The sequence below is a fragment of the Phenylobacterium glaciei genome (assembly GCF_016772415.1).
Classification (GTDB): Bacteria; Pseudomonadota; Alphaproteobacteria; order Caulobacterales; family Caulobacteraceae; genus Phenylobacterium; species Phenylobacterium glaciei.
This window is the reverse complement of the sequence record NZ_JAGSGD010000001.1, coordinates 3,015,868-3,038,650: the sequence shown is the minus strand read 5'-3', so window position 1 is coordinate 3,038,650 and position 22,783 is coordinate 3,015,868. Positions and strand designations below refer to the sequence as shown.

Below are 22,783 nucleotides of genomic sequence, written 5' to 3'. Positions count from 1 at the left end.
GAGGTCAGGCCGGCCGACAACGACCCGGCGCTGGCCCGCGTTTGACGCGTCGGGCCAGCCCAGGCCGCCGGGGCTTCAGCGCATCCAGGCGGGCGTCGAGTCACCGGTGGTGACGACGCCGTAGATCAGGCCGATGGCCAGCACCACGATGGCGGCGACCATGAGGACGCCCAGCAGCCCTTCGAAGCGTTCGTAGAGATGCCGGTTCTTGTGGTGGCGGACGGCCGTTTCGCCGGTCTTCAGCTCTTCTGACATGGCGTTTCCCTCGCGTTCTGTTGGGGGAACAAGTCCCCACGCCAGGCTGCGATAGGCGCCCGTCAGGGCTCGTCCGGTCAGTCTTCAGGGGCCGCCGGAGACACGCCCACTTGCGCCTGCATCAGCAAGGCGACAACTGGAGGGTGAGCCGAAAACGCGGTTCGGTCAATCCGCCGCCTGCTGTGGCCAACCTGTTGTGCGCGGACGGCGGCGCATGACATGTTTGACGCATGACGAAGCCCGAAGCTCAGCGTCCGCCCCGCGACCTGCCGGCGGTCCGGCGTCGGTTCAATCCCTTCACCGCCCTTGGGCCTGGCCTGATCACCGGCGCGGCGGACGAAGACCCCGGCGGCATCGCCACACACAGCCAGGCCGGCGCCCAGTTCGGCCTGGGCATGCTCTGGACCGCCTTCGTCACCTATCCCTTCATGGCCGCGTTCCAGTCGGTCTGCGGGCGCATCGGCCGGGTCACGGGACGCGGCCTGGCGGCCAATATCGGAAGGACCTTCCCGCGCTGGGTGGTGCTCGGTGTGGTGGGCCTGTTGCTGCTCGCCAACGTGCTCAACATCGCCGCCGATGTGGCGGCCATGGGCGAGGCCGCCCAGCTGGTGTTTGGGGGCAGCCGCCACGTCTTCACCCTGGGTCTGGCGTTCTTCTCCCTGCTGCTGCAGGTCTTCGTGCCCTACCACCGCTATGTGGGCCTGTTGAAGTGGATGACCCTGGCGCTCTTTTCCTATGTGGCGGTGGCCTTCGCCACCCACATCCCTTGGACTGAGGTCGTCGCCCAGACCCTGACCCCCCAGATACACCTGGACCTGGCGACGGCCACGGTGGTGGTCGCGGTGTTCGGCACCACCATCAGCCCCTACCTTTTCTTCTGGCAGACCGCCGAGGAGGTGGAGGACGTCACCCTCCATCCCGATGAGCACCCTCTCACCGAGCACCCGGAGGAGGCCGAGTATGAGCTGAAGCGGATCGGCTGGGACACCTACCTGGGCATGGCCTACGGCAATGGCATCGGCTTCTTCGTGATGCTGGCCACGGCCGCCACCCTGCATGCGGCCGGGATCACCCAGATCCAGACGGCGGCTCAGGCGGCGATGGCTCTGAGGCCGATGGCCGGCGACCTGGCCTTCATCCTCTTCGCCCTGGGGATCGTCGCCACCGGACTGCTGGCGGTGCCGGTCCTGGCGGCCTCCGCCGCCTACGCCCTCTCCGAAGCGATGGGCTGGAAGGCAAGCCTGGAGAGCCGCTTCAGCGAGGCCCATGGCTTCTACGGCGTCATCGGGGTGGCCATCCTGGCCGGGGTGATCCTCGACTACTCGCCCCTTGACCCCATCCGTGCCCTGTTCTGGAGCGCCGTGATCAACGGGGTGATCGCCGTGCCCCTGATGGCGGTCATCATGCTGGTGGCGACCCGGAAGTCGATCATGGGCGCCTTCACCGCCACCCCGCTCCAGCGGGTCGTGGGCTGGGCGGCGGTGGCGATCATGGCCGCGGCGTCGGGCGTGATGTTCGTCCAGATGGCGGGCGGGCTTCCGAGCTAGAGCCAGATGGCCTCTCTCGAAGCCTCATTCAGGCTCTAAACTCTTGAATCTAGAGCACGATTCAACGATCAGACGATTCCTCCTGATCGCATCGTGCTCTAGGCGTAGCTCTGCAGGGGCCGGACTTCGAGGGGCGCCTTGGCGGTCTCGGCGATGGCCTGGGCGGCGGCCAGGGCGCCGGCGGCGGTGGTGAAGTAGGGGGTCTTCATCATCAGGGCCGTGCGGCGGATCTCGAAGCTGTCGGCCACCGCCTGCTTGCCCTCGGTGGTGTTGAACACCAGCTGGACCTCGCCGTTCTTCATGGCGTCGACGATGTGCGGGCGGCCTTCGAGAACCTTCTTCACATGCTCAACGGCCAGGCCTTCGCCGGCCAGGTAGCTGGCGGTGCCCCCGGTGGCCAGCACGCGGAAGCCCTGATCCAGCAGCAGGCGGATCGGCTCGACAATCCACGGCTTGTCGGCTTCACGAACTGAAACAAATACGCAACCGGTCTTGGGCAGGGTGACCCCGCCGCCCAGCTGGGCCTTGGCGAAGGCGCGCGCGAAGGCCGGGGCGAAGCCCTCGCCCTCACGACGCCAGTCCAGGCCCATGACCTCGCCGGTGGAGCGCATTTCCGGACCCAGGATGGTGTCGACCCCTGCGAAGCGGGCGAAGGGGAAGACGGCTTCCTTGACCGCGATGTGGTCGTAGGGCGGCTCGCTGGTGTCGAAGGACGACAGGGGCTCGCCGGCCATCACCTTGGCGGCGATGGCGGCCAGGGGCTTGCCGATGGTCTTGGCCACGAAGGGCACGGTGCGGCTGGCGCGCGGGTTCACTTCCAGGACGAAGATCCGCGGGTTGTCGGAGTGCGGCTCCTCGATGGCGAACTGCACGTTCATCAGGCCCTTCACGTTCAGGGCCAGCGCCATGCGCACGGTCTGGGCCTTCAGCTCGGCGATGGTCTCCGGCTTCAGGGAGAAGGGAGGCAGGGAGCAGGCGCTATCGCCCGAGTGCACGCCCGCCTCCTCGATGTGCTCCATGACGCCGGCCACGAAGACGTCCTTGCCGTCGCAAATGGCGTCGACGTCCACCTCTGTGGCGCGGCTCAGGTACTGGTCGATCAGCACCGGGCTGTCGCCGGACACCTGAACGGCGGTGTTGACGTAGCGCTCGAGCTGCTCGTCGTCGCGGATGATCTCCATGGCCCGGCCGCCCAGCACGTAGGAGGGGCGGATCACGATGGGGTAGCCCACCGCGTGGGCGCCGGCGAAGGCCTCGTCGCGGCTGCGGGCGATGGCGTTGATCGGCTGGGCGATCTCCAGCCTGTGCAGCAGCTGCTGGAAGCGCTCGCGGTCCTCGGCCAGGTCGATGGCGTCGGGGCTGGTGCCCAGGATCGGGATGCCGGCGTCTTCCAGAGCCTGGGCCAGCTTCAGCGGGGTCTGGCCGCCGAACTGGACGATGACCCCCAGCAGAGTCCCGCTGCGCTGCTCGACGGCGATCAGCTCCAGCACGTCCTCTGCGGTCAGCGGCTCGAAGTACAGGCGGTCGGAGGTGTCGTAGTCGGTCGACACGGTCTCCGGGTTGCAGTTGACCATGATCGACTCGATGCCGAGGTCAGCCAGGGCGAAGGCCGCATGGCAGCAGCAGTAGTCGAACTCGATCCCCTGGCCGATCCGGTTGGGACCGCCGCCGAGGATGATGGCCTTGCGGGCGTTTGTGGGCGCGCTCTCGCACTGCGGTTCCTGGCCCACCGAGCCGGTCTCGTAGGTGGAGTACATATAGGGCGTGGCGGCGCGGAACTCGCCGGCGCAGCTGTCGATGCGCTTATAGACCGGCCGCACGGCCAGTTCCTGGCGCAGGGCGCGGACCTTGGCCTCCGGGGTGTTGGAGAGCTTGGCCAGACGGGCGTCGGAGAAGCCCTGGGCCTTCAGGGCGCGGAAGCCCTGGGCGGTGACGGGGAGGCCTGCGGCGCGAACATGGCCCTCTGTGCGGACCAGGGTCTCCAGCTGGCGCAGGAACCAGGGCTCATACGAGCAGGCGCCGTGGATCTCGTCCACGCTCAGGCCGTGGCGGAAAGCCTGAGCGATCACCCGCAGGCGGTCGGGAGTGGGCATGGCCAGCGCGCGCAGGACGGCGGCGCGGCCGGTGTCGGGATCCTCAGCGCCCTCGACGTCGATCTCGTCCAGGCCGGTCAGGCCGGTCTCCAGGCCGCGCAGCGCCTTCTGCAGGCTCTCGGCGAAGGTGCGGCCGATGGCCATGACCTCGCCCACCGACTTCATGGCGGTGGTCAGGTGAGGCTCGGAGCCCGGATATTTTTCGAAGGCGAAGCGGGGGATCTTGGTGACGACATAGTCGATGCTGGGTTCGAACGAGGCCGGGGTCGCGCCGGTGATGTCGTTCATCAGCTCGTCGAGGGTGTAGCCCACGGCCAGGCGGGCGGCGACCTTGGCGATGGGGAAGCCGGTGGCCTTCGACGCCAGGGCCGAGGACCGCGACACCCGCGGGTTCATCTCGATCACCACCATCCGGCCGTCGGCGGGATTGACCGCGAACTGCACGTTGGAGCCGCCGGTCTCGACGCCGATCTCGCGCAGCACGGCGATCGAGGCCGCGCGCATGATCTGGTATTCCTTGTCGGTCAGCGTCAGGGCCGGGGCGACGGTGATGGAGTCGCCGGTGTGGACCCCCATCGGGTCGATATTCTCGATGGAGCAGACGATGATGCAGTTGTCGGCCTTATCGCGGACGACCTCCATCTCGTACTCTTTCCATCCGAGCACGCTCTCCTCGATCAGCACCTCGGTGGTGGGGGAGAGATCCAGGCCGCGCTCCACGATCTCGCGGAATTCCTCGACATTGTAGGCGATGCCGCCGCCGGTGCCGGCCAGGGTGAAGGAAGGCCGGATGATGGCCGGCAGGCCCACGAACTCCAGGCCCTCCAGGGCCTCGTCCATGGTGTGGGCGGCCTTGGACTTGGGGCTCTCGAGACCCAGCTTGTCCATGGCGTTGCGGAATTTCTGACGGTCCTCGGCCTTGTCGATGACGTCGGCCTTGGCCCCGATCATCTCCACGCCGTACTTGGCCAGCACGCCCGACGCTTCCAGGGCGAGCGCGGTGTTCAGCGCGGTCTGGCCGCCCATGGTGGGCAGCAGGGCGTCGGGGCGCTCCTTGGCGATGATCTTCTCGACCATCTCCGGCGTGATCGGCTCGATATAGGTGGCGTCGGCCACATCGGGGTCGGTCATGATCGTGGCCGGGTTCGAATTGACCAGCACGATGCGGTAGCCCTCGGCGCGCAGGGCCTTGCAGGCCTGGACGCCGGAATAGTCGAATTCGCAGGCCTGGCCGATGATGATGGGGCCGGCGCCGATGATCAGGATCGAGGAGATGTCTGTGCGTTTGGGCATCGTTGCGTCCGCGCGTAAGGGCGGCGCCGCGTTACCGCGCGCCGTTCCCGTTCAATCTGTAGGTCAAGGCGCCCGTTTAGAGAGGGAGTCGATGGGGCGCAAGCGGGCAGGGGCCTCCAGGGACGGATGCGGCGCAGCTCCCCCAATGAAAATGGGCCGGCATGCGAACGCCGGCCCATTCCTGGTTTCCGTCGGGGCCGAGGGCCCGCAGCGAAACTAGACCTGCAGGTTGCCCGCAGACATCTTGCCGCTGCGCTTGTCGCGCTCGAGTTCGAAGGTGACCTTCTGGCCTTCGTCCAGCGAACGCAGGCCGGCGCGCTCGACGGCGGAGATGTGCACGAACACGTCCGCGCCGCCTTCATCGGGTTGGATGAAGCCATAACCCTTGGTGCCGTTGAACCATTTCACGGTGCCGGTAGACATAGAGATATTCGTCCTTGGATAGATATTTCCCACGCCCGAAACGCTCGGACGTAGGATCAAAAATCGGGGGGATCGGAAGGCAGGTCCGGTGCGTCCAGGGATGCGTCGAAAGTCAGCCGAACCTACGAATTTGACCCTTCTATCTTGGCCTAAAACCCGGCTGAAAGCAAGATGTCGGGCCGTTGCTGTCTAGGCCCGATCCCAGAGAGCAACGCGCCGTCGCGCGAAACCAAACGGAGTCACCAGCACATGAAGTTCCTTCCGCTCGCCGCCGCGCTTGTTCTGATCGCCGCGCCGGCCGCCGCCCAGGCGCCGCCCGGTTCGGTCGCCAAACCGGTGGGGCAGTTCAACACCACCATGTCGGGCCAGCCGATCCTGCTGCCGCAAGGTCCGGTGCAGGTCACCGTCACTGAGACCAGCGTGCCCGCCGGCGGGCTGATCGCCCCCCACAAGCACCCGTTCCCGCGCTACGCCTACATCATGGAAGGCGCGCTCAAGGTGACCAACCTGGACACCGGAACCGTGACGATGCTGAAGGCCGGCGACTTCTCGGTCGAAGCCCTCGACCAATGGCACAAGGCCGAGCCCCAGGACGGCAAGGGCGCCAAGCTGCTGGTGATCGACCAGACCACGCCCGGCATCGTGAACATGATCCGCAAGGCGCCGTAAGGGTTTCCCCGCCCTGAAATTCCATGGGCCGCGCAGCGATCAGCCAAGTGAACGCCCTGATCGCGTTAACCATGATTTCATAGCCAAGCCCCAGCCTGGAGCCAGGACAACTCCAGCTGGGGGATTCGCCATTTCTGCTTTTGCACGCGCGCTCGGGCTTCCGCCGACAGACGCCGCGTCCCTAAAGGGGGATGGCGGCAGCGGGGCTCCCACATCCCTGGTGGCCCTCACCCGCTACGGGCTGGAACGGCAGGCCAGGGGGGACTTCCAGGCGGCCGTGGAGGCCTTCCGGGCAGTGGCCGCCGCCGCGCCCCGGCAGGCCCTGGTCTGGAACAACCTGGCCCTGGCCCTTGGCGGTCTCGGCGATCACGAAGAGGCCGCGCAGGCCCTGCGCAAGTCGCTGGATATCGACGCAAGTCAGGTCGCGGCCTGGGTCAGCTTGGCGGCGTCCTGCCTGCAACTGGATCGTCCCGACGAGGCCGCCAGCGCCTGCGACGGCGCCATCGCCCGCGATCCGGATAACGGCGACGCCTGGCAGATCCGCGCCATGGTCCTGGCCGGCCGCGACGACTTCGCCGGCGCCGCGGCGGCCTTCGCCCGAACCCTCGAGATCGCCGGCGAGACCGGCGCCCTGCGCGCCAATCTCGGCGTCACCCTGTTCAAGTCCGGGGCCTTCCATGAGGCCCAGCGCAACTTCGACGCCGCCCTGACTCTGGAGGCCGACGCCACCGAGATTGTCGAAATGGCCCGGCTGTGCCGCTTCGTCGTGGCCGGCCTCGATGGCGACATGACCCGCGTCACCACCATCAGCCGCGAGCTCACCGGCGGGGCTGAAACCGACACCCTGTTCAAGACCGCGCTGCTCTGCCTGGACTGGGCGGGGCACAAGGGGCCTGCCGCCCTGATCGGCCAGACCTGGACTTCCCTGCGGCCCGGCAATCTGGAAGCCCGCCACATGGCCGACGCGGCGATGGGCCGGCCGGTGGAACGGCAGCCCGCGACCTTCGTGGCCCAGCACTTTGACGGCATGGCCGAGCAGTTCGACGAGAAGCTGGTGGGCCGCCTGGGCTATCGAGGTCCCGAAGAAATCCGCAGCCTGATGGCGGCGTGGATCGAGGCCGACGGGTCCCTGGAAATTCTCGACGTCGGCTGCGGCACCGGGCTCTGCGGCCCGGTCTTGCGTCCCTACGCGTTGCGGTTGACCGGGGTCGATCTGTCGGAGGGCATGCTGGGCAAGGCCCGCGACGGTGGCCTCTATGACGAACTGCGCGTCGCCGACCTGACCGACACCCTTCGTCAGCCCGGCGCGCGGTGGGACATGATCGCCGCGGGCGACACCTTCCCCTATGTCGGAACCCTGGGTGATGTGTTCGACGGCGCGGCGGCGACCTTGAAGCCCGGTGGCTGGTTCGTCTTCTCCACCGAGGCGGCGGAGGGGGACGGCGTCACCCTGCGCGGCAACGGCCGCTACGCCCACGGGCGCGGCTATATCGCCGACCTGGCGGCCGGCCGGTTCGAAATCGTCGAGCGCAAGTCCACCATGCTCCGCCGCGAGGCCGGCGTGGCGCTGGAGGGTGACTACTTCCTGATGCGCAAGATCTGACCCGGCCGGCTGGCCGTCAGCGGCTGCCGAGTTCGCGCGCTGTGCGCACGGAGTCCTTGAATTCGACGGCCGGCTTCGGGTCGGCCGTCTTGCCCGCCGTATCCGAGCCTTCGTCATCGGTGGCCTTGCTCAGCTTGACCTCGACGCGTCGGTTCTGCGCCTTGCCGATGGGTGGCGGCGTGGGCTTGTCGGCGGCGTCGGTGACATCCCCGACGGCGACCCTCACGCCTGAGGCCGCGGGCGCGGGGGCGGGGCTGACGCTCGGGGCCTGGGCCTGGGCGGTCCCGGCCAGCAGCAGGGCGGTGGCCAGGGGCAGGAAGATGATGAGGCGCATCGGGCAGTTCCTTGTTGGGGGAGCCGCGAGCCGCGGCCGTGGAGCGCCATATGCGTTTGGGGCGGCCGATGCGGTCAGATGCATCGGGCGTCGTTTCGATGCGTCGCCGGTTGCATGGGCCGTCACGGAGCCCGGCCATAACCCTTGCCATGGACCCACGGCTTGAGGCAGCTTCGCCGCCTGCCCAACGCCGGAAAAAGACCGCCAACTTGCCCGCGACCTCCACCATCGATCCGCTGACCGACTTGATGCCGAGGATCGCCGCGGGCGATCGCGCGGCCCTGCGACAACTTTACCAGGCCACGTCCGCGAAGCTATTTGGCGTCTGCCTTCGTATCCTCTCCAACAGAGATGAAAGCGAAGACGTGCTGCAAGAGGTCTACATCACGATTTGGCGTCGCGCCGACCGCTTCGAGGCGGGCCGGGCCAGCGTCATGACGTGGATTTCGACCATCGCCCGTAACCGCGCCATCGACCGGCTGCGGGCTCGCGGGCCTCTGGCCTATGCCGAGCAGGTCGAGGAGCTGGAGATCGACGACGGTCAGCCCCGCGCCGACACCTTGCTGGAGGCCGCCCAGGATGGTGAGGCCCTTGGCAAGTGCCTGTCGGAGCTGGACGACCGCACCGAGAAGGTCATCCGCACCGCCTTCTTCGAAGGGGTGACCTACGAGGCCCTGGCCGCGCGCATGGACGCGCCGCTGGGGACGGTGAAGAGTTGGATCCGCCGAGGACTGGCCAAGCTCAAGGGGTGCCTTGAGTCATGAGCGAGCCCCTGATCCCCGACCTGCCCGAGGACGAAGCCTTCGCCGCCGAGCATGCCTTGGGCGTGCTGAACGCCGCCGAGCGCGCGACCGCCGAGCTGCGCATCGCCAGAGAGCCGGCCTTCGCCGCCCATGTGGACGCCTGGCGCGAGCGCCTGGCGCCGATGCTGGCCGCGATCGCGCCCGTGGAGCCGTCCTCCCAAGTCTGGCCCCGCATCGAGCGCGGCCTGCCGGCCAACGACAATGATGGCCATGGCGTGAAATTCTGGCGCGGCTGGGCCATGGGCGGCATGGGGCTGGCGGCCGCCAGCATGGCCGCGGTCGTGGTGCTCGCCACCCGTCCGCCGACCGTTATTGCGCCGCCGAGCCCCGGTGAACTGCTCAACGCTCGCCTCGACACCAGCGGCGGCCAGCACCTGTTCGTCGCCGCCTACGATCCGGTGCGCGAGAAGCTGATCGTCACCTCGCTGGTGACGCCGGGGACCGACCCCGTTCACGTTCACGAACTGTGGCTGATCCCCGCCGACGGCAAGCCTCGCTCGCTGGGCCTCATCGCGCCCGGCACGTCCAAGACCCTGCCCATGCCGCAGGGCCTGCCCGCGCTCGCCACGGAGGGCGCGTCCATCGCCGTGTCCGTCGAACCGCTGGGCGGCTCCAGGCAGGACGGCCCGTCGGGTCCCGTCGCTGCGATCGGCAAGCTCGCTCGGATTTAATTTCCAGGTCCCGCGTCTGGATGAGTTTTCGGACCGTATTCCTGTCACCGCCACGCAGTGGCCGACAGAAGACAAGGGACCGAAATATGAAGATCAACACTATTGTCGCGTTCGCGACCGGCGTCGCCATCTCGTTTGCTGGCGTCAACATGGCGTCTGCTCAGATGATGGGCCACCAGATGTCCTCGAAGACTGTCATGGTCGGGGGCGCGGCCATGTATCCCTCGAAGAACATTGTCGAGAACGCCGTCAATTCGAAGGATCATACGACCCTGGTCGCCGCCGTGAAGGCCGCGGGCCTGGTGGAGACCCTGTCGGGCCCTGGCCCCTTCACCGTCTTCGCCCCCACCAACGCCGCCTTCGCCAAGCTGCCGGCCGGCACAGTGGACACCCTGGTGAAGCCGGAGAACAAGGCCACGCTCACAAAGATCCTGACCTATCACGTGGTCCCCGGCCGCCTGACGGCCATGGACCTCACCTCCAAGATCAAGGCCGGCGGCGGCAAGGCCATGCTGAAGACCGTGCAGGGTGAAGACCTCACCGTCACCGCCAAAGGCGGCATGGTCCTGCTGACCGACGCCAAGGGCGGCAAGTCGACGGTCACCATCGCCGACGTCATGCAGTCCAACGGCGTGATCCACGTCGTCGACACGGTCCTGATGCCGTAACTTGAAGCGGGGCCGGCGAAAGCCGGCCCTTCGAACCTAGGCCTTGGCCTTGTCCATCAGTCCGGCAAAGCGCTCGAACAGGTAGAGGCTGTCGGTGGGCCCAGGCGAGGCCTCGGGGTGGTGCTGCACGGAAAAGACCGGGCGGCCCTCCAGTTCCAGGCCGGCGTTGGTGCCGTCGAACAGCGAGATGTGGCTCTCCTTCACCGGGGTCGGCAGGCTGTCGCGGTCGACGGTGAAGCCGTGGTTCATGGAAACGATCTCCACCTTGCCAGTGGTGAGGTCCTTCACGGGATGGTTCGCGCCATGGTGGCCCTGGTCCATCTTCACGGTCTGGGCGCCGAGCGCGAGGGCCATCATCTGGTGGCCCAGGCAGATGCCGAAGATCGGCGTTCCGCTGTCCACCAGCTTGCGGATTTCCGGCACGGCGTACGCGCCGGTGGCCGCCGGGTCGCCGGGGCCGTTGGAGAGCAGGACGCCGTCCGGCTTGCGGGCCAGGACGTCCTCGGCGGAGGTGGAGGCCGGCACCACGGTGACGCGGGCGCCGATGGAGACCAGGGAGCGCAGGATGTTGCGCTTCACGCCGTAGTCCATGACCACCACGTCGTACTTCGGCGTCGCCGACGGCTTGGCGTAGCCCTCGGGCCAGGAATAGAGGCCTTCCTCAAAGACGAAGGGCTGCAGGCACGAGGCGTCCTTGGCCAGGTCCAGGCCCTCGATGCCGCCCCACTCGCGGGCCTTGGCCTTCAGGGCGGGGAGGTCGAACTTGCCGTCCGGGGCGTGGGCGATGACGCCGTTGGGCATGCCCTTCTCGCGGATGGTGAGCGTCAGGGCCCGGGTGTCGATGCCGGCCAGGCCGACGACGCCGCGCCGCGTCATCCAGCCGTCCAGGTCGCTGTCGGCGCGCCAGTTGGCGGGCGGAGTGGGGACATCGCGGAAGATCGCGCCGCGGGCTGCGGTGCTGGCGCCCCCCGACATCTGTTCCAGGTCTTCCACATTGGCGCCGACATTGCCCATGTGCGGGAAGGTGAAGGCGACGATCTGGGCCATATAGGAGGGGTCCGTCAGGATCTCCTGGTAGCCGGTCATGGCGGTGTTGAAGCAGACCTCGCCCACGGCGTCACCGGCCGCGCCGACCCCGACACCCTGGAAGACGGTCCCATCGGCGAGGACGAGGACCCCGGTGACGCCAGGCAGCAGCTCGCTCATGTTCCGGATTCCATCATCTTGTCGCAAGGGGTCGGCGTCCCCGGCTATAACATGCGCGCCGGGTAAACGGGCGCGTAGGTAGTGAGTCCCGCCCGCTGGGTCAATCCGATCCGACCAAGGGAGGTCCTGTGAGCGCTTACATCGATCCTGACCGTCAGGCCTGGGACCTGTTCAAGGGCCTGCCGCGCGACGAGCCGATCCAGATGCTGAACCTGGTGCGGGTGAAGGCCAAGGCGGAGTATCCGCAGGACCACCCCGACCATGGCAAGGACATCAGCGGCCTGGAGGCCTACCGCGCCTATGGCCGGACGACGGCGCCCATCTTCAAGCGGCTGGGTGGCCGCCAGATCTGGGCCGGCAAGCCGCAGGTGATGGTCACCGGCCCGCAGGATGAGGTCTGGGACCTGGCTTTCATCGCGGAATATCCCAGCTCCGAGGCCTTCATGGCCATGGTCCGCGATCCCGACTACCGGGAGTTCGTGGAGCACCGCACGGCCGGCGTCGCCGACTCTCGTTTGCTGCGCCTGTCGCCCGTCGAGCCGGGGGAGGGGTTCGGCGAGTAGGCGGAAAACGCGGCAATTCTGTCATTTCGGCCGGTGCGTCCGGCTGGCAGTCTCGCCGGGACATCCTGGAGGCTTCGATGCTCGCCCTTCGTCCCAACTGCGAATGTTGTGACCGCGACCTGTCCGCAGACAGCCCCGACGCCCGCATCTGCACCTTTGAGTGCACCTTCTGCGCCGACTGCGTGGACACCAGGCTCGGCGGCGTCTGCCCCAACTGCGGCGGCAATTTCAGCGTGCGGCCGGTGCGGCCGGCGGCGTTGCTGGTGAAGTACCCGGCGTCGACTGAGCGCGTCGTGGGCAAGCACAAGGCGTGCGCGGCCTAAGCGGGTCTTCAGCCTGGCGCCATTGGCCCCGCCGTGGGAACGGGGTGGCTTGGGCGCGCAGGGCGGGCTAACTCCGCGCATGCCCCGCATCAAGCAACCTTCCGAGTTTGAGATCGCCGTCGATGGCGAGACCTATGTCTGGCGGTTCCACCGCCGGCCACAGTGGTCTGGCCCCGCCGCGGAATGGCGCGGCAAGGTGGTGGCGGTGCGCCACAAGCACGGCCAGCGCGAAGCCATGCTGGAATTTCCGCCAGGCCCGCCGCCGCGGCACGGCGCCCCGCAACCGCAGGCCTCGTTGATCGCGCCGGAACTGGTGGCCAAGGCCATCGCCTCGGCCATCGCCGCGGGGTGGGATCCGCACTCGCGCGGGAAAACCGTCGCCATCGTGGTGGATGAGGACGGCGGCTGAGGCGGAAGACGAGGCCAGCTAACGGCCGTCCCGCGCGGCCCTAATCCAGCACTCCCGAGATCGCCTCGAACAATTGCTCGGCCCGCAGGGGTTTGCCGATGTGGCGGTCAGCGCCGGCGGCGGCGGAGGCTTCCACATCGGTCTCCGAGGTATTGGCGCTGATCACGATGATCGGCGCACGGGGCAGGCCGGCGCCCTCGGCCTTGCGAATGGCGCGGATGGCGTCGAGGCCGTCCATCACCGGCATGCGCAGGTCCATCAGCACCACGTCGAAGGCGCCGGCGCGCCAGGCGTCCACCGCCTGCTGGCCGTTCTCGACGCTGATCACCTGGGCGCCCGCGGCGCCCAGCATCAGCTCAACGACTTTGCGGTTGGTGGGGTTGTCGTCGGCGGCCAGCACGCGCAGGGCCGGCACGTCAGAGGGTGTGACGCCGCCGCCGGGCGCGGCGTCGGCGGCGCGCGCGCGGTCGCCGTAGTCCAACAGGCCGTTGACCAGTCCGTCCAGGTCCTGGGCGGACCCCACCATGTCGGTCAGCAGGACGCGCTGGCTGTCGGACAGTTCGGTCGCCGCCAGCGCCTGGCCCAGGCCCAGCACACCGTTCAGCGGGGTGCGCAGTTCGTGGCTCATGTCGGCAAGGAATTCGGTCTTGGCGCGGCTGGCGGCCTCGGCCCGGTGCAGGGCTTCCTCCAGCGCCTCGGCCTGCTGTTTCATGGCGGTGATGTCGACCCGCAGGCCGATGACCCCGCCGTCCAGGGTGCGCCGCTCCTCGATCATCAACCAGCGGCCGTCGGAGATGCGCTGCTCGTGGCGTTCCCCCGAGGGGTTCATCAACCTGTGCATCCGCTCGGCCAGCCATTCCTCCTCGCGGCCGATGGCCTCGGGATAGTCGCCGCGCGCGACGCCGATCTTCAGGGTCTCGGAGAAGGGCGCGCCGGGGCGGAACAGGTCGGCGGAGCGGTGGTAGATCTCGGCGTAGCGCTTGTTCCACAGGATGTAGCGGCCCTCGGCGTCCAGGAAGACGACGCCCTCGGGCAGCAGGTCGATGGCCTCGCGCAGACGGTCCTGGGCGGTGGCGGCGTCCGCCTCGGCGGCGGCGACCGCATGGTCGCCCAGTCTTCGGCCCAGGCCGCGAAGCAGCCGTCCGATCCAGCCGGAAATTCCAGCCTCTGCCATGTACGCGCCCCGGGGGAGGAATGACCAAAAGAACAGAGGCCACGACAGCTCAAATTGGTTGCGAAAGTGCGACGTTCGCCATCCCTGGTCGCGCGGCAAATGGAGCGCCCGGGGTTTAGGCAGACAAACCCTTGCGGCGCCCGCTGGCTGGCCGGCTTTCACTCCTGGGCCGAAGCGACGTATTGAGACGCAATGTCCACGACCATCACCACCGTCGGCCTCGATGCCGACGACACCCTTTGGCACAACGAGACCCTGTTTCGCCTGACCCACGATCGGTTCAGCGCCCTGTTGGCCGGCCGGGCCGATCCCGAGGTGATCGAGCAGCGCCTTGCCGAGGTGGAGAAGCGCAACCTGCGGCTCTACGGCTACGGGGTGAAGGGCTTCACGCTCTCCATGATCGAGACCGCCATGGAGCTCTGCGACGGCGAGGCGCCGTCCTCGGTGATCCGCGAAATCCTGGCCGCCGGCCGTGAGATGCTGAACGAGCCCGTGGAGCCGCTGCCCGGTGTCGAACGCTGCCTGGCCGAACTCTCCGAACGCTACCGCCTGGTGCTGATCACCAAGGGGGATCTGCTGCACCAGGAGCAGAAGCTGGCGGCGTCGGGCATGGGCGACCTGTTCGCCGCCGTGGAGATCGTCAGCGAGAAGGACGCCGGCACCTATGCCCGAGTCTTCGCCCGTCATGGCACCGGGGCGGCGCAGGCGGTGATGTGCGGCAACTCCATGCGCTCGGATATCCTGCCGGCCCTGGAGGCCGGCGCCTATGCCGCTCACGTGCCCTATCCCTTGACCTGGGCGCACGAGCTGGCCGACGCCCCCAGCGGCGAGGACCGCTTCATAGAGCTGGCCTCCATCGAGGACCTGCCGGCCTGGATTTCGAAAATCGTCTGAGCTGATGTCACAGCCGCCCGATCCCGCCCGTCCTTGGGGTGTTGATCGGGAGGGTTTCGATGACACGCACCATCGCCGTGGTTCTGGCCGTGATCCTGGGCGCCAATGCGCTCTTCCAGTTGGGAGCGCCGCTCGCCTGGTACGACGCCGTGCCGGGGGTTCCCAGCACCGGCGCCTTCAACCCCCACTTTGTCCGCGACATCGGGGCGGCCTATCTGGTGACGGCGCTGGGCCTGGCCTGGTTCGCGTGGCGGCCGGCGCAGGGCTGGCCGGCCCTGGTGGCGGGCGCGGTGTTCCTGGCCCTGCACTCAGGCATCCACCTGTTCGACGCCAGCTGCTCGGCGAGCCCGCTGGCCAACCTGATCCGCGATCTCCCGGGCGTCTTCCTGCCGACCCTGCTGGCGGCCTGGATCGCTCTTGTCCGCAGACCCAAGGAGAGTTGAGATGCTGCACGCCCTGCTGAAAGGCCAGATCGACAAGATGGAGCGCACCTGGGGCTATGACGCCTCCTATATGCGCTTCCTGCTGCGGGCTTCGCCGATGAGCTTCCTGAAGTTCGGCTTCGTCAGTGCGATGGTGGACCGTAAGGCCGCGCCCGCCGAGGCCTTGGCCGCCGCCGGCATCGCCGGAACCCTGGTGGAGGACTGCGGCCCCTGCACCCAGATCAGCGTGGACATGGCCGCCGCCGGCGGCGTGAAGCCCGCCATCCTCCGCGCCATCCTGGCCGGGGACGAGGCCGCCATGGGCGAGGCCGCGGCCCTGGCCTGGCGCTTCGCCAACGCCAGCCTGGCCCGCGACATGGAGGCCGCCGACCCGCTTCGCGACGAGATCCTCCGCCGCTGGGGCGAGAAGGGGCTGGCGGCCATCAGCCTCGCGCTCACCACCGCGCGGATGTATCCCACCCTGAAGTACGCCCTGGGCTACGGCCGCGCCTGCTCCCGCGTCACGGTGGCGGGTGAGGCCGCGCCTTTCCGGAAGCTGGCCGCCTGATGACCGACACCGACGCCTTCGAAGCCCAGCGGCCGCGGCTCACCCGGCTGGCCTATCGCATGCTGGGGTCGGTGGCGGAGGCGCAGGACGTGGTGCAGGACGCCTGGCTGCGCTGGATGCGGGCCGGGGAGGAGGTGGCCGATCCCGCGGCCTGGCTGGTGCGAGTGACGAGCCGCCTCTGTATCGACCGCCTGCGCGCCGCCAAGACCCAGCGCGCCGCCTATCGCGGGCCCTGGCTGCCGGAGCCACTGATCGAGGAGCTTTCCGTCGATCCGGTGGAGCGGGCGGAGGACGTCTCGGTGGCCTTCCTGCTGGCCCTGGAGCGGCTGTCGCCTCTGGAGCGGGCGGTCTTCCTGCTGCACGATGTCTTCGACGAGGACTATGCGGAGGTCGCGCAGACCCTGGGCAAGACCGAGCCCGCCGTTCGCCAGCTCGCCACCCGCGCCCGGGCTCACGTCAAGGACACTCGGCCCCGCTTCACCGTCAGCCAGGAGGACGCCGCCAAGCTGGCCGCCGCCTTCATGATGGCCGCCGCCCAGGGCGACATGGCGGCTCTGGCGGCCGTGCTGGCGGAAGACGCGGTGATGGTCACCGACGGCGGCGGCAAGCGCAGCGCGGCCCTGCGCCCCCTGATCGGCCGTGAGGACATCGTGCGCCTGCTGGAGGGCCTGGCCTGGCGTGGCGACACCGGCGCCCTCAGCTTCCGCGCTGTGCGGATCAACGGCTATCCCGGCCTGATCCTCGAGCGGGAGGATGGGACGTCCACTGTCGCCTTCCAGCCCGGCGAGGACGGCAAGCTGGCGGGCATCTACATGGTCCGCAATCCCGACAAGCTCGGGCATGTGGCGCACTGAGACTGTCGACCGACGCACAGCTAGCGCCTAGATAGGCCGTGCGCTTCGACGAACGCTTCCTCGACGAGCCCGCCTTCGCCCATCCGATGCGACAATTCCATCATTGCTCGAAAAGCTAGTGCGACCGTATCTGACGTCGCGCTACCTCATGCTCTCGCGAATCGAATACGAACAAAAGCCGAACGCGGCAAACTAGAGGCGATTGTCTGTCAACAGCCATTTCGGGTTGTCCACACTTGAAAGTCATTCGACTCGAATCGAGTGGGCGCAAGGATGGTAGTCAGCATGTCTTAGCCGCATCGCTCTCGGGTGGAGGCTTTCCGGCGCAGATGGTTGTCTATGGCTGTACGGTTTGACGAACGTTTTCTGGAGGAGCTCAAGTCTCGTCTTCGTCCCTCCGATGTCATCGGTCGGACCGTAAAACTGCGCAAGCAGGGCCGCGAGTACGTCGGCCTGTCGCCGTTCAACAAAGAGAAGACGCCGTCATTCTACGTGAACGACGACAAGGGGCAATTCTTCGACTTCTCGTCTGGCAAGACCGGCGACCTGATCTCATTCCTCCAGGAGACAGAGCATCTCTCATTCGTTGAGGCAGTTGAGAAACTTGCCTCAGAGGTCGGTCTTGCTCTCCCAGTGATGGACCGCGAAGTCGCCGTGATGGAGCGAGAGCGGCAGGGTCTCTCCGACTGGATTGATCTCGCTGCAAGCTGGTTTGAAGCTCAGTTGCGACGCCCAGTCGGGGATGAGGCACGTGCATATCTTGAGCGGCGGGGTTTGCCCTCGACGGAGTGGGCTAACTTCAAGGTCGGATTTGCTCCTAACGGGCGAACCGCTCTTAAGGACTATCTGATCGCCAAAGGCGCCCACGCCGCTGAGTTGATAGATGCGGGCCTGTTGATTGCACCTGAGGACGGGAGCGCAGCCTATGACCGCTTTCGCAATCGGATCATTTTCCCAATCACCGATGTTCGAGGGAGGATCGTCTCGTTCGGCGGCCGCGCTATGGATCCGCAGGCCCGTGCGAAATACCTGAACGGGCCGGAGACTAGCCTTTTCCACAAAGGGCACACGCTCTACGGCGTGGCGGGAGCTAGAAAACTCCTGACGGGAAACAAGGAGGGGCCTAACCCGCTTCTCGTCGTCGAAGGGTACATGGATGTCATAGCGTGCCAAAGGACCGGGCTTGCTGCGGTGGCACCTATGGGGACGGCGTTGACGGAGGAGCAAATGGAATTGCTCTGGCGTTTTCACCCCCAACCTACGCTTTGTTTTGACGGTGACGCTGCCGGTCGGCGGGCAGCTGACCGATCAATTGAGAGATCGCTACCGCTCCTTAAGGCAGGGCGGAGTTTCAATTTCGCGTTCGTTAGCGGTGGCAAGGACCCAGACGATGTTCTGCGTGAGCATGGAGCGGCGGTACTTCGCGCCCAGCTCACGAAGACGATCCAGTTTGTTGAGCGCCTCTACGAGCGTGAACGTGACGCTGAACCTCTTGCAACCCCAGAGCAGAGGGCGGGATTTAAGGCTCGGTTACGGCAGGCGGCAGCCACGATAACCGACAAGGACTTGGCTGAAGAGTATCGGGGAGATCTCTTTCAGCGGTTCTATGAGCAGTTCCGTCGGCAAACGTTCTCTGGGCCTGGAAACAAATTTGACTTCGCAGCGTCCCTTCGCGGGCTTCTGGACAAGAATACCCTTCAAATTCTGCAGGACCGCATCCGGCAGGTAAATGCTGCTGTGGCGCTAGCTGCGGTTGACCATCCGAAATGGCTTCAGACTCACGTTGAGCAGTTCGCTGAGCGGGGCTTTGGGGATAAACGCCTCAACCCCCTGGTCCAACCGCTTCTGGATGCAATCCAAGAGGACGATTGCGATAAGAGCTTAGTTCTTCTCAACGTGAAAAATGAAGGCGTTAAAGACCTTCTCGATAAAACTGAGAAGACTGCGCGCGAGTCGGGTTCATTCCCTTTCTTGGATGCGGACGAATTTTCTGAATCTGCGAAGAATTATTGGGACGCATGTTTCAACGCTATTGTTCAATTGTCTGAAATTGAAAACGAACTAAAGGAGCGCAGTGAAAGCGTTCGCAACGGGCCCCCTGTTCGGGACCATAAAAGGTTCGTCGATCACGGGGCAGCCCTTCGGCAACGGCAACTGGTGCTCGGGATGCAGCTCAGTAACGGGGAGCTTTGGGGCCGGGCTGCTTAAGCCCTGCGTCATCTTAGCAGCCTTGACTCTGCCACCCTGACACGCCATCTCGCATCCTGCGGGTTTAACGCGCTACTGACAGACATCGACCGGGCCGCATCGCAAGCGAGCGCGCCCTTCATGAAATCGGATGTCTCCCTCGAAGCCGCTAGATCGCAGTGGTCGCAGGCCTTCGCCCGCCTTTCCAGGCTGGCGGCGCTCGACGAGGCTATCGGATCCGCCAAGGGCAACCTTCGCGGCAGGTCCGATATGGAGGTCCTCGAGCGCCTGAAGGGTGAACGCGACGCACTGAAACGCGCGATCAGGGAATGGAACGATTAGGGCGGATAACGGGTCGTACTTATGTGCGGCCTAGTTTGACCGCCATTCACCATCTTCGGCCCGACCCTTGCAGGGGGTTCGCGGCTGAATCGGAGACCTAGATGAGCACGACGACGGCTGAAGCTGAACCGACTGAAACCACTGGCGGCGACGGGCCTCTGCTCGACCTGACCGATGCCGGCGTCAAGAAGTTCATCAAGCAGGCCAAGGCCCGCGGCTACGTCACCATGGACGAGCTGAACAAGGTGCTGCCGAGCGAGGAAGTCACCTCCGAGGCCATCGAAGACACCCTGGCCATGCTGTCGGAGATGGGCGTCAACGTCGTCGAGGCCGAGGAAGACGCCGAGGGCGGCGAGGTCGCGGTCCGCGAGGAGACCGCGGTCGTCGAGACCCCCAAGGAAGCCGCCTACGACCGCACCGATGACCCCGTGCGCATGTACCTGCGCGAAATGGGCTCGGTGGAACTGCTGTCGCGCGAGGGCGAAATCGCTATCGCCAAGCGGATCGAAGCCGGCCGCGACACCATGATCCGCGGTCTGTGCGAAAGCGCGCTGACCTTCGAAGCCATCATGGTCTGGCGCGAGGAACTGGGCACCGGCCGCATCCTGCTGCGGGAGGTCATCGACCTCGACCTCACCTATAACGGCATCAACGCCGCCGCCGCGGCCGAGGCCCTGGCCAACGCGCCGCCCGAGGAAGAGGAAGTCCCCGAGGCCGAAGCCGAGGTCACCGCCGATGGCGAGGCCGTGGCCAAGGGCGAGAGCGACGACGACGACGACTTCGACGATGGCGCCGGTCCCACGATCAGCGCCATGGAAGGCGAACTGCGCGAAGGCGTCATGGCGACCCTGGACGCCATCGCCTCGGAATTCGACGCCTTCCGCGCCCTGCAGGAAAAGCTCGTCGGCAAGCGCCTGAAGGGCGAGGACCTCTCCGACGCTGACCGCAAGGCCTATGAGACCGCCAGCCTGGCGATCGTTCAGCACCTCAAGACCCTGAAGCTGAACAACAACCGCATCGAGGCCCTGGTCGAGCAGCTCTACGCGATCAACAAGCGCCTGATGGGTCTGGAAGGCCGCCTGCTGCGCCTGGCCGACAGCTACGGCATCAGCCGCACCGAGTTCCTGAAGGCCTATTTCGGCTCCGAGCTGAACCCCGCCTGGGGCGATCAGGTGAAGCCTCTGGGCGTGCGCTGGACCAAGTTCGTCGAGAACGACGCCAGCCAGATCGGCGATATCCGCCATGAGATCGCCGCGCTGGCCACCGAGACCGGCGTGCCGATCGACGACTATCGCCGCATCGTCCAGACCGTTCAGAAGGGCGAGCGCGAGGCCCGTCAGGCCAAGAAGGAAATGGTCGAGGCCAACCTGCGCCTCGTGATCTCCATCGCGAAAAAGTACACGAATCGCGGCCTGCAATTCCTTGATCTTATTCAGGAAGGCAATATCGGCCTCATGAAGGCGGTCGATAAGTTCGAGTACCGCCGGGGCTACAAGTTCTCCACCTATGCCACCTGGTGGATCCGTCAGGCGATCACCCGCTCGATCGCCGACCAGGCGCGCACGATCCGCATCCCGGTGCACATGATCGAGACGATCAACAAGATCGTCCGCACCAGCCGCCAGATGCTGCACGAGATCGGCCGCGAGCCGACCCCGGAGGAACTGGCCGAGAAGCTGGCCATGCCGCTGGAAAAGGTTCGCAAGGTCCTCAAGATCGCCAAGGAGCCGATCAGCCTCGAGACCCCGATCGGGGACGAGGAAGACAGCCACCTGGGCGACTTCATCGAGGACAAGAACGCCATCTTGCCCATCGATGCGGCCATTCAGTCGAACCTGCGCGAAACCACCACGCGGGTTCTGGCCAGCCTGACGCCCCGCGAGGAACGCGTCCTGCGCATGCGCTTCGGCATCGGCATGAACACGGACCACACCCTTGAGGAAGTGGGCCAGCAGTTCAGCGTGACCCGCGAACGCATCCGTCAGATCGAGGCCAAGGCGCTGCGCAAGCTGAAGCACCCGAGCCGCTCGCGGAAGCTGCGCAGCTTCCTCGACAGTTGACGATCAGCGCCGTCGGGATGAGCATCACGCCATGGCCGACGGCGAACTGACCCTGAAACTCGACGACGACACCGCCCGCCGCCTCAAGGCGGCGGCGGATGCGGCCGGGCAGGCCGTTGAAGACTATGCACAGGCGCTGATCACCGACCGCCTCGACGACCGGTGGTCGGAATCGGTCCGGCGGCTCGAGGAATATGACCGTACCGGCGAGAGTCTCTCAGTCCAGGAAGCGCTGGATCACTTCGACACCTCTCTGCAAGACCGGCTGGCGAACCCGCGTTGACGTGGGAGGTCAGGCTTTCTGTTCGGGCGCGGATAGATCTTGAGCGTTTGGTCGATTTCCTGGTCAGGAAGAATCCCAATGCAGCGCGACGAGCGCGCCAGACCTTGGCGGAGGGGTTCGCCTCGCTGGCGGAATTCGCCGACCGGGGGCGACAAGGACCCCGTGCTGACCTGCGTGAACTTCCAGTCCGCTTCGGCCGCGCGGCCTATGTGATCCAGTATCGGATCGAGCCTGATCGCGTGATCGTCGCCCACATCTTCCATTCCATGGAGGGTGGCTAGTGCACCCCGCCGGTGACCATCTGGAACAGGGTTAGCGCCACCTCCAGCAGGATCAGGCCCACCACGATAGCCTCCAGCCGTAGGGACCTCTGGGTGTCGATCAGGTCGGTCACGACGGTCACGGTGTCGCCGATGAGGTCCAGCTTGCGGCCCAGGGTCTCGGCCCGCTCCACGAGTTCGTACTCGTCTTCCAGCCGCGCATAGAGCCGCTCCAGGTCGGGGCGGTCCCAGAGGATGTCGGGCTTCTCGCGCACCGCCACTCGCTCGGCCACCCGGTGCTGCACCAGCAGGGCCGAACCGATCAGGCGGACCATGGCGCGACGCCCGCTGGGACTGCGGCCCCGCTCGGCGAGGAAGCGGGCCCAGGGCTCGATGGTGTCGAACACCTGGGCGACCTGGCGCTCGTCGTGAGCCAGCGCCGCGCTCTTGGCCACGGCGTCGGCCACCACCAGCAACTTGTCGGGCGACAGCGTCCCAATCCGCACAACCCCGTCCGGTTGGACGCCCTCATCCTGATCGTCGCGGGCGGCGAGGCGGATAGTCTCCTCCTCATGGGCCGCCAGCTTGCCCTGGACCCGCGGATTGATGCCGCGCAGCACCTCGTCCTCGGCGATGGGGTCGAGGCCGATGAGCACGGTCACCCCATAACGGAACACCACCACCAGGCCCTGGCCGACCCGGAAGGAGAGCGGCGCCGTCGACAGCACGTCGCGCCGTTCTAATCCGGCGGTGTCGATCCGTTCGCCCAGGACGACCGCGCGGGCGATGAGCAAATCCGAGCCCTGCGGCACGGGAAGGGGTGTGGTGTCCATGGCCGCCACCATAGCATGCGCGGCCAAGGTTGAGGCCTGCGCGGAG

General features: G+C 66.7%; 25 protein-coding genes. 18 read left to right on the top strand and 7 right to left on the bottom strand.

What is annotated here, in order from left to right; all coding sequences use genetic code 11:
- Positions 1-75 precede the first annotated feature (75 nt).
- Positions 76-255, bottom strand: coding sequence for a hypothetical protein (locus tag JKL49_RS14950; RefSeq protein ID WP_215341417.1), 180 nt, complete (start codon positions 253-255; stop codon positions 76-78).
- A 230-nt stretch (positions 256-485) separates the two neighbouring features.
- Between JKL49_RS14950 and JKL49_RS14945 the strand changes: the two genes are divergently transcribed.
- Positions 486-1,802, top strand: a complete 1,317-nt coding sequence (locus JKL49_RS14945; protein WP_215341416.1) for an NRAMP family divalent metal transporter — start codon at positions 486-488, stop codon at positions 1,800-1,802.
- A 98-nt stretch (positions 1,803-1,900) separates the two neighbouring features.
- Here the strand turns inward: JKL49_RS14945 and carB are convergent, their stop codons facing one another.
- The gene (carB, locus tag JKL49_RS14940; RefSeq protein ID WP_215341415.1) at positions 1,901-5,188 is read right to left on the bottom strand and encodes a carbamoyl-phosphate synthase large subunit; all 3,288 of its coding nucleotides are present in this window, start codon (positions 5,186-5,188) and stop codon (positions 1,901-1,903) included.
- Between the two features lie 216 nt (positions 5,189-5,404).
- Positions 5,405-5,611 (bottom strand): cold-shock protein, encoded by a 207-nt coding sequence (locus tag JKL49_RS14935; RefSeq protein ID WP_215341414.1) that lies wholly within the window; start codon positions 5,609-5,611, stop codon positions 5,405-5,407.
- A gap of 249 nt (positions 5,612-5,860) precedes the next feature.
- Between JKL49_RS14935 and JKL49_RS14930 the strand changes: the two genes are divergently transcribed.
- A complete protein-coding gene (locus JKL49_RS14930; RefSeq protein WP_215341413.1) occupies positions 5,861-6,280 on the top strand; it encodes a cupin domain-containing protein in 420 nt (139 codons plus the stop codon).
- A gap of 220 nt (positions 6,281-6,500) precedes the next feature.
- Positions 6,501-7,883 carry a tetratricopeptide repeat protein gene (locus tag JKL49_RS14925; protein WP_215341412.1) on the top strand — a complete coding sequence of 461 codons (1,383 nt, stop codon included), beginning with the start codon at positions 6,501-6,503 and terminating at the stop codon, positions 7,881-7,883.
- A gap of 16 nt (positions 7,884-7,899) precedes the next feature.
- Here JKL49_RS14925 and JKL49_RS14920 read toward each other — a convergent pair whose 3' ends face one another.
- Complete coding sequence (locus JKL49_RS14920) at positions 7,900-8,217, bottom strand: hypothetical protein (RefSeq protein ID WP_215341411.1); 318 nt, start codon at positions 8,215-8,217, stop codon at positions 7,900-7,902.
- Between the two features lie 50 nt (positions 8,218-8,267).
- Between JKL49_RS14920 and JKL49_RS14915 the strand changes: the two genes are divergently transcribed.
- The 3 genes from JKL49_RS14915 to JKL49_RS14905 all read left to right on the top strand — a co-directional run bounded on the left by JKL49_RS14915 (position 8,268) and on the right by JKL49_RS14905 (position 10,359).
- Positions 8,268-8,981, top strand: a complete 714-nt coding sequence (locus JKL49_RS14915; protein WP_347340392.1) for a sigma-70 family RNA polymerase sigma factor — start codon at positions 8,268-8,270, stop codon at positions 8,979-8,981.
- Positions 8,978-9,691: an anti-sigma factor gene (locus JKL49_RS14910; protein WP_215341409.1), complete on the top strand. Its 714-nt coding sequence runs from the start codon at positions 8,978-8,980 to the stop codon at positions 9,689-9,691. Before JKL49_RS14915 ends, JKL49_RS14910 begins: the two co-directional genes overlap by 4 nt.
- 86 nt (positions 9,692-9,777) lie before the next feature.
- Positions 9,778-10,359, top strand: a complete 582-nt coding sequence (locus tag JKL49_RS14905; protein WP_430700820.1) for a fasciclin domain-containing protein — start codon at positions 9,778-9,780, stop codon at positions 10,357-10,359.
- Between the two features lie 36 nt (positions 10,360-10,395).
- Here the strand turns inward: JKL49_RS14905 and carA are convergent, their stop codons facing one another.
- Positions 10,396-11,565 carry a glutamine-hydrolyzing carbamoyl-phosphate synthase small subunit gene (gene carA / locus JKL49_RS14900; RefSeq protein WP_215341408.1) on the bottom strand — a complete coding sequence of 390 codons (1,170 nt, stop codon included), beginning with the start codon at positions 11,563-11,565 and terminating at the stop codon, positions 10,396-10,398.
- Between the two features lie 128 nt (positions 11,566-11,693).
- Between carA and JKL49_RS14895 the strand changes: the two genes are divergently transcribed.
- From JKL49_RS14895 to JKL49_RS14885, 3 genes are all read left to right on the top strand, one after another.
- Entirely contained in the window at positions 11,694-12,128 is a 435-nt protein-coding gene (locus JKL49_RS14895) for a DUF1330 domain-containing protein (RefSeq protein ID WP_215341407.1), read from the top strand.
- A 77-nt stretch (positions 12,129-12,205) separates the two neighbouring features.
- Complete coding sequence (locus tag JKL49_RS14890; RefSeq protein ID WP_215341406.1) at positions 12,206-12,451, top strand: DUF1272 domain-containing protein; 246 nt, start codon at positions 12,206-12,208, stop codon at positions 12,449-12,451.
- A 79-nt stretch (positions 12,452-12,530) separates the two neighbouring features.
- Positions 12,531-12,860 carry a hypothetical protein gene (locus JKL49_RS14885; RefSeq protein WP_215341405.1) on the top strand — a complete coding sequence of 110 codons (330 nt, stop codon included), beginning with the start codon at positions 12,531-12,533 and terminating at the stop codon, positions 12,858-12,860.
- Positions 12,861-12,900: 40 nt separating this feature from the next.
- On the opposite strand, the gene JKL49_RS14880 is transcribed toward JKL49_RS14885, so the two are convergent.
- On the bottom strand, positions 12,901-14,034 hold the full coding sequence (locus tag JKL49_RS14880) for a response regulator (protein ID WP_215341404.1): 1,134 nt from the start codon (positions 14,032-14,034) through the stop codon (positions 12,901-12,903).
- A gap of 192 nt (positions 14,035-14,226) precedes the next feature.
- Between JKL49_RS14880 and JKL49_RS14875 the strand changes: the two genes are divergently transcribed.
- The 9 genes from JKL49_RS14875 to JKL49_RS14835 all read left to right on the top strand — a co-directional run bounded on the left by JKL49_RS14875 (position 14,227) and on the right by JKL49_RS14835 (position 21,925).
- Positions 14,227-14,928 (top strand): HAD family hydrolase, encoded by a 702-nt coding sequence (locus tag JKL49_RS14875; RefSeq protein ID WP_215341403.1) that lies wholly within the window; start codon positions 14,227-14,229, stop codon positions 14,926-14,928.
- A gap of 59 nt (positions 14,929-14,987) precedes the next feature.
- Positions 14,988-15,371 (top strand): hypothetical protein, encoded by a 384-nt coding sequence (locus JKL49_RS14870; protein ID WP_215341402.1) that lies wholly within the window; start codon positions 14,988-14,990, stop codon positions 15,369-15,371.
- Between the two features lies 1 nt (position 15,372).
- Positions 15,373-15,918: a hypothetical protein gene (locus JKL49_RS14865; protein WP_215341401.1), complete on the top strand. Its 546-nt coding sequence runs from the start codon at positions 15,373-15,375 to the stop codon at positions 15,916-15,918.
- Complete coding sequence (gene sigJ, locus JKL49_RS14860; RefSeq protein WP_215341400.1) at positions 15,918-16,772, top strand: RNA polymerase sigma factor SigJ; 855 nt, start codon at positions 15,918-15,920, stop codon at positions 16,770-16,772. The genes JKL49_RS14865 and sigJ overlap by 1 nt, the downstream gene beginning before the upstream one ends.
- A 339-nt stretch (positions 16,773-17,111) precedes the next feature.
- A complete protein-coding gene (dnaG, locus tag JKL49_RS14855; RefSeq protein WP_215341399.1) occupies positions 17,112-18,980 on the top strand; it encodes a DNA primase in 1,869 nt (622 codons plus the stop codon).
- Positions 18,981-19,100: 120 nt separating this feature from the next.
- On the top strand, positions 19,101-19,301 hold the full coding sequence (locus JKL49_RS14850; protein ID WP_215341398.1) for a hypothetical protein: 201 nt from the start codon (positions 19,101-19,103) through the stop codon (positions 19,299-19,301).
- A gap of 101 nt (positions 19,302-19,402) precedes the next feature.
- Entirely contained in the window at positions 19,403-21,361 is a 1,959-nt protein-coding gene (gene rpoD, locus JKL49_RS14845; RefSeq protein WP_215341397.1) for an RNA polymerase sigma factor RpoD, read from the top strand.
- A gap of 31 nt (positions 21,362-21,392) precedes the next feature.
- A complete protein-coding gene (locus JKL49_RS14840; RefSeq protein WP_215341396.1) occupies positions 21,393-21,644 on the top strand; it encodes a hypothetical protein in 252 nt (83 codons plus the stop codon).
- On the top strand, positions 21,641-21,925 hold the full coding sequence (locus tag JKL49_RS14835; protein WP_215341395.1) for a type II toxin-antitoxin system RelE/ParE family toxin: 285 nt from the start codon (positions 21,641-21,643) through the stop codon (positions 21,923-21,925). Before JKL49_RS14840 ends, JKL49_RS14835 begins: the two co-directional genes overlap by 4 nt.
- Here the strand turns inward: JKL49_RS14835 and JKL49_RS14830 are convergent.
- On the bottom strand, positions 21,922-22,737 hold the full coding sequence (locus JKL49_RS14830; protein WP_215341394.1) for an RMD1 family protein: 816 nt from the start codon (positions 22,735-22,737) through the stop codon (positions 21,922-21,924). The two genes, JKL49_RS14835 and JKL49_RS14830, sit on opposite strands and share 4 nt — an antisense overlap.
- Positions 22,738-22,783: the final 46 nt, after the last annotated feature.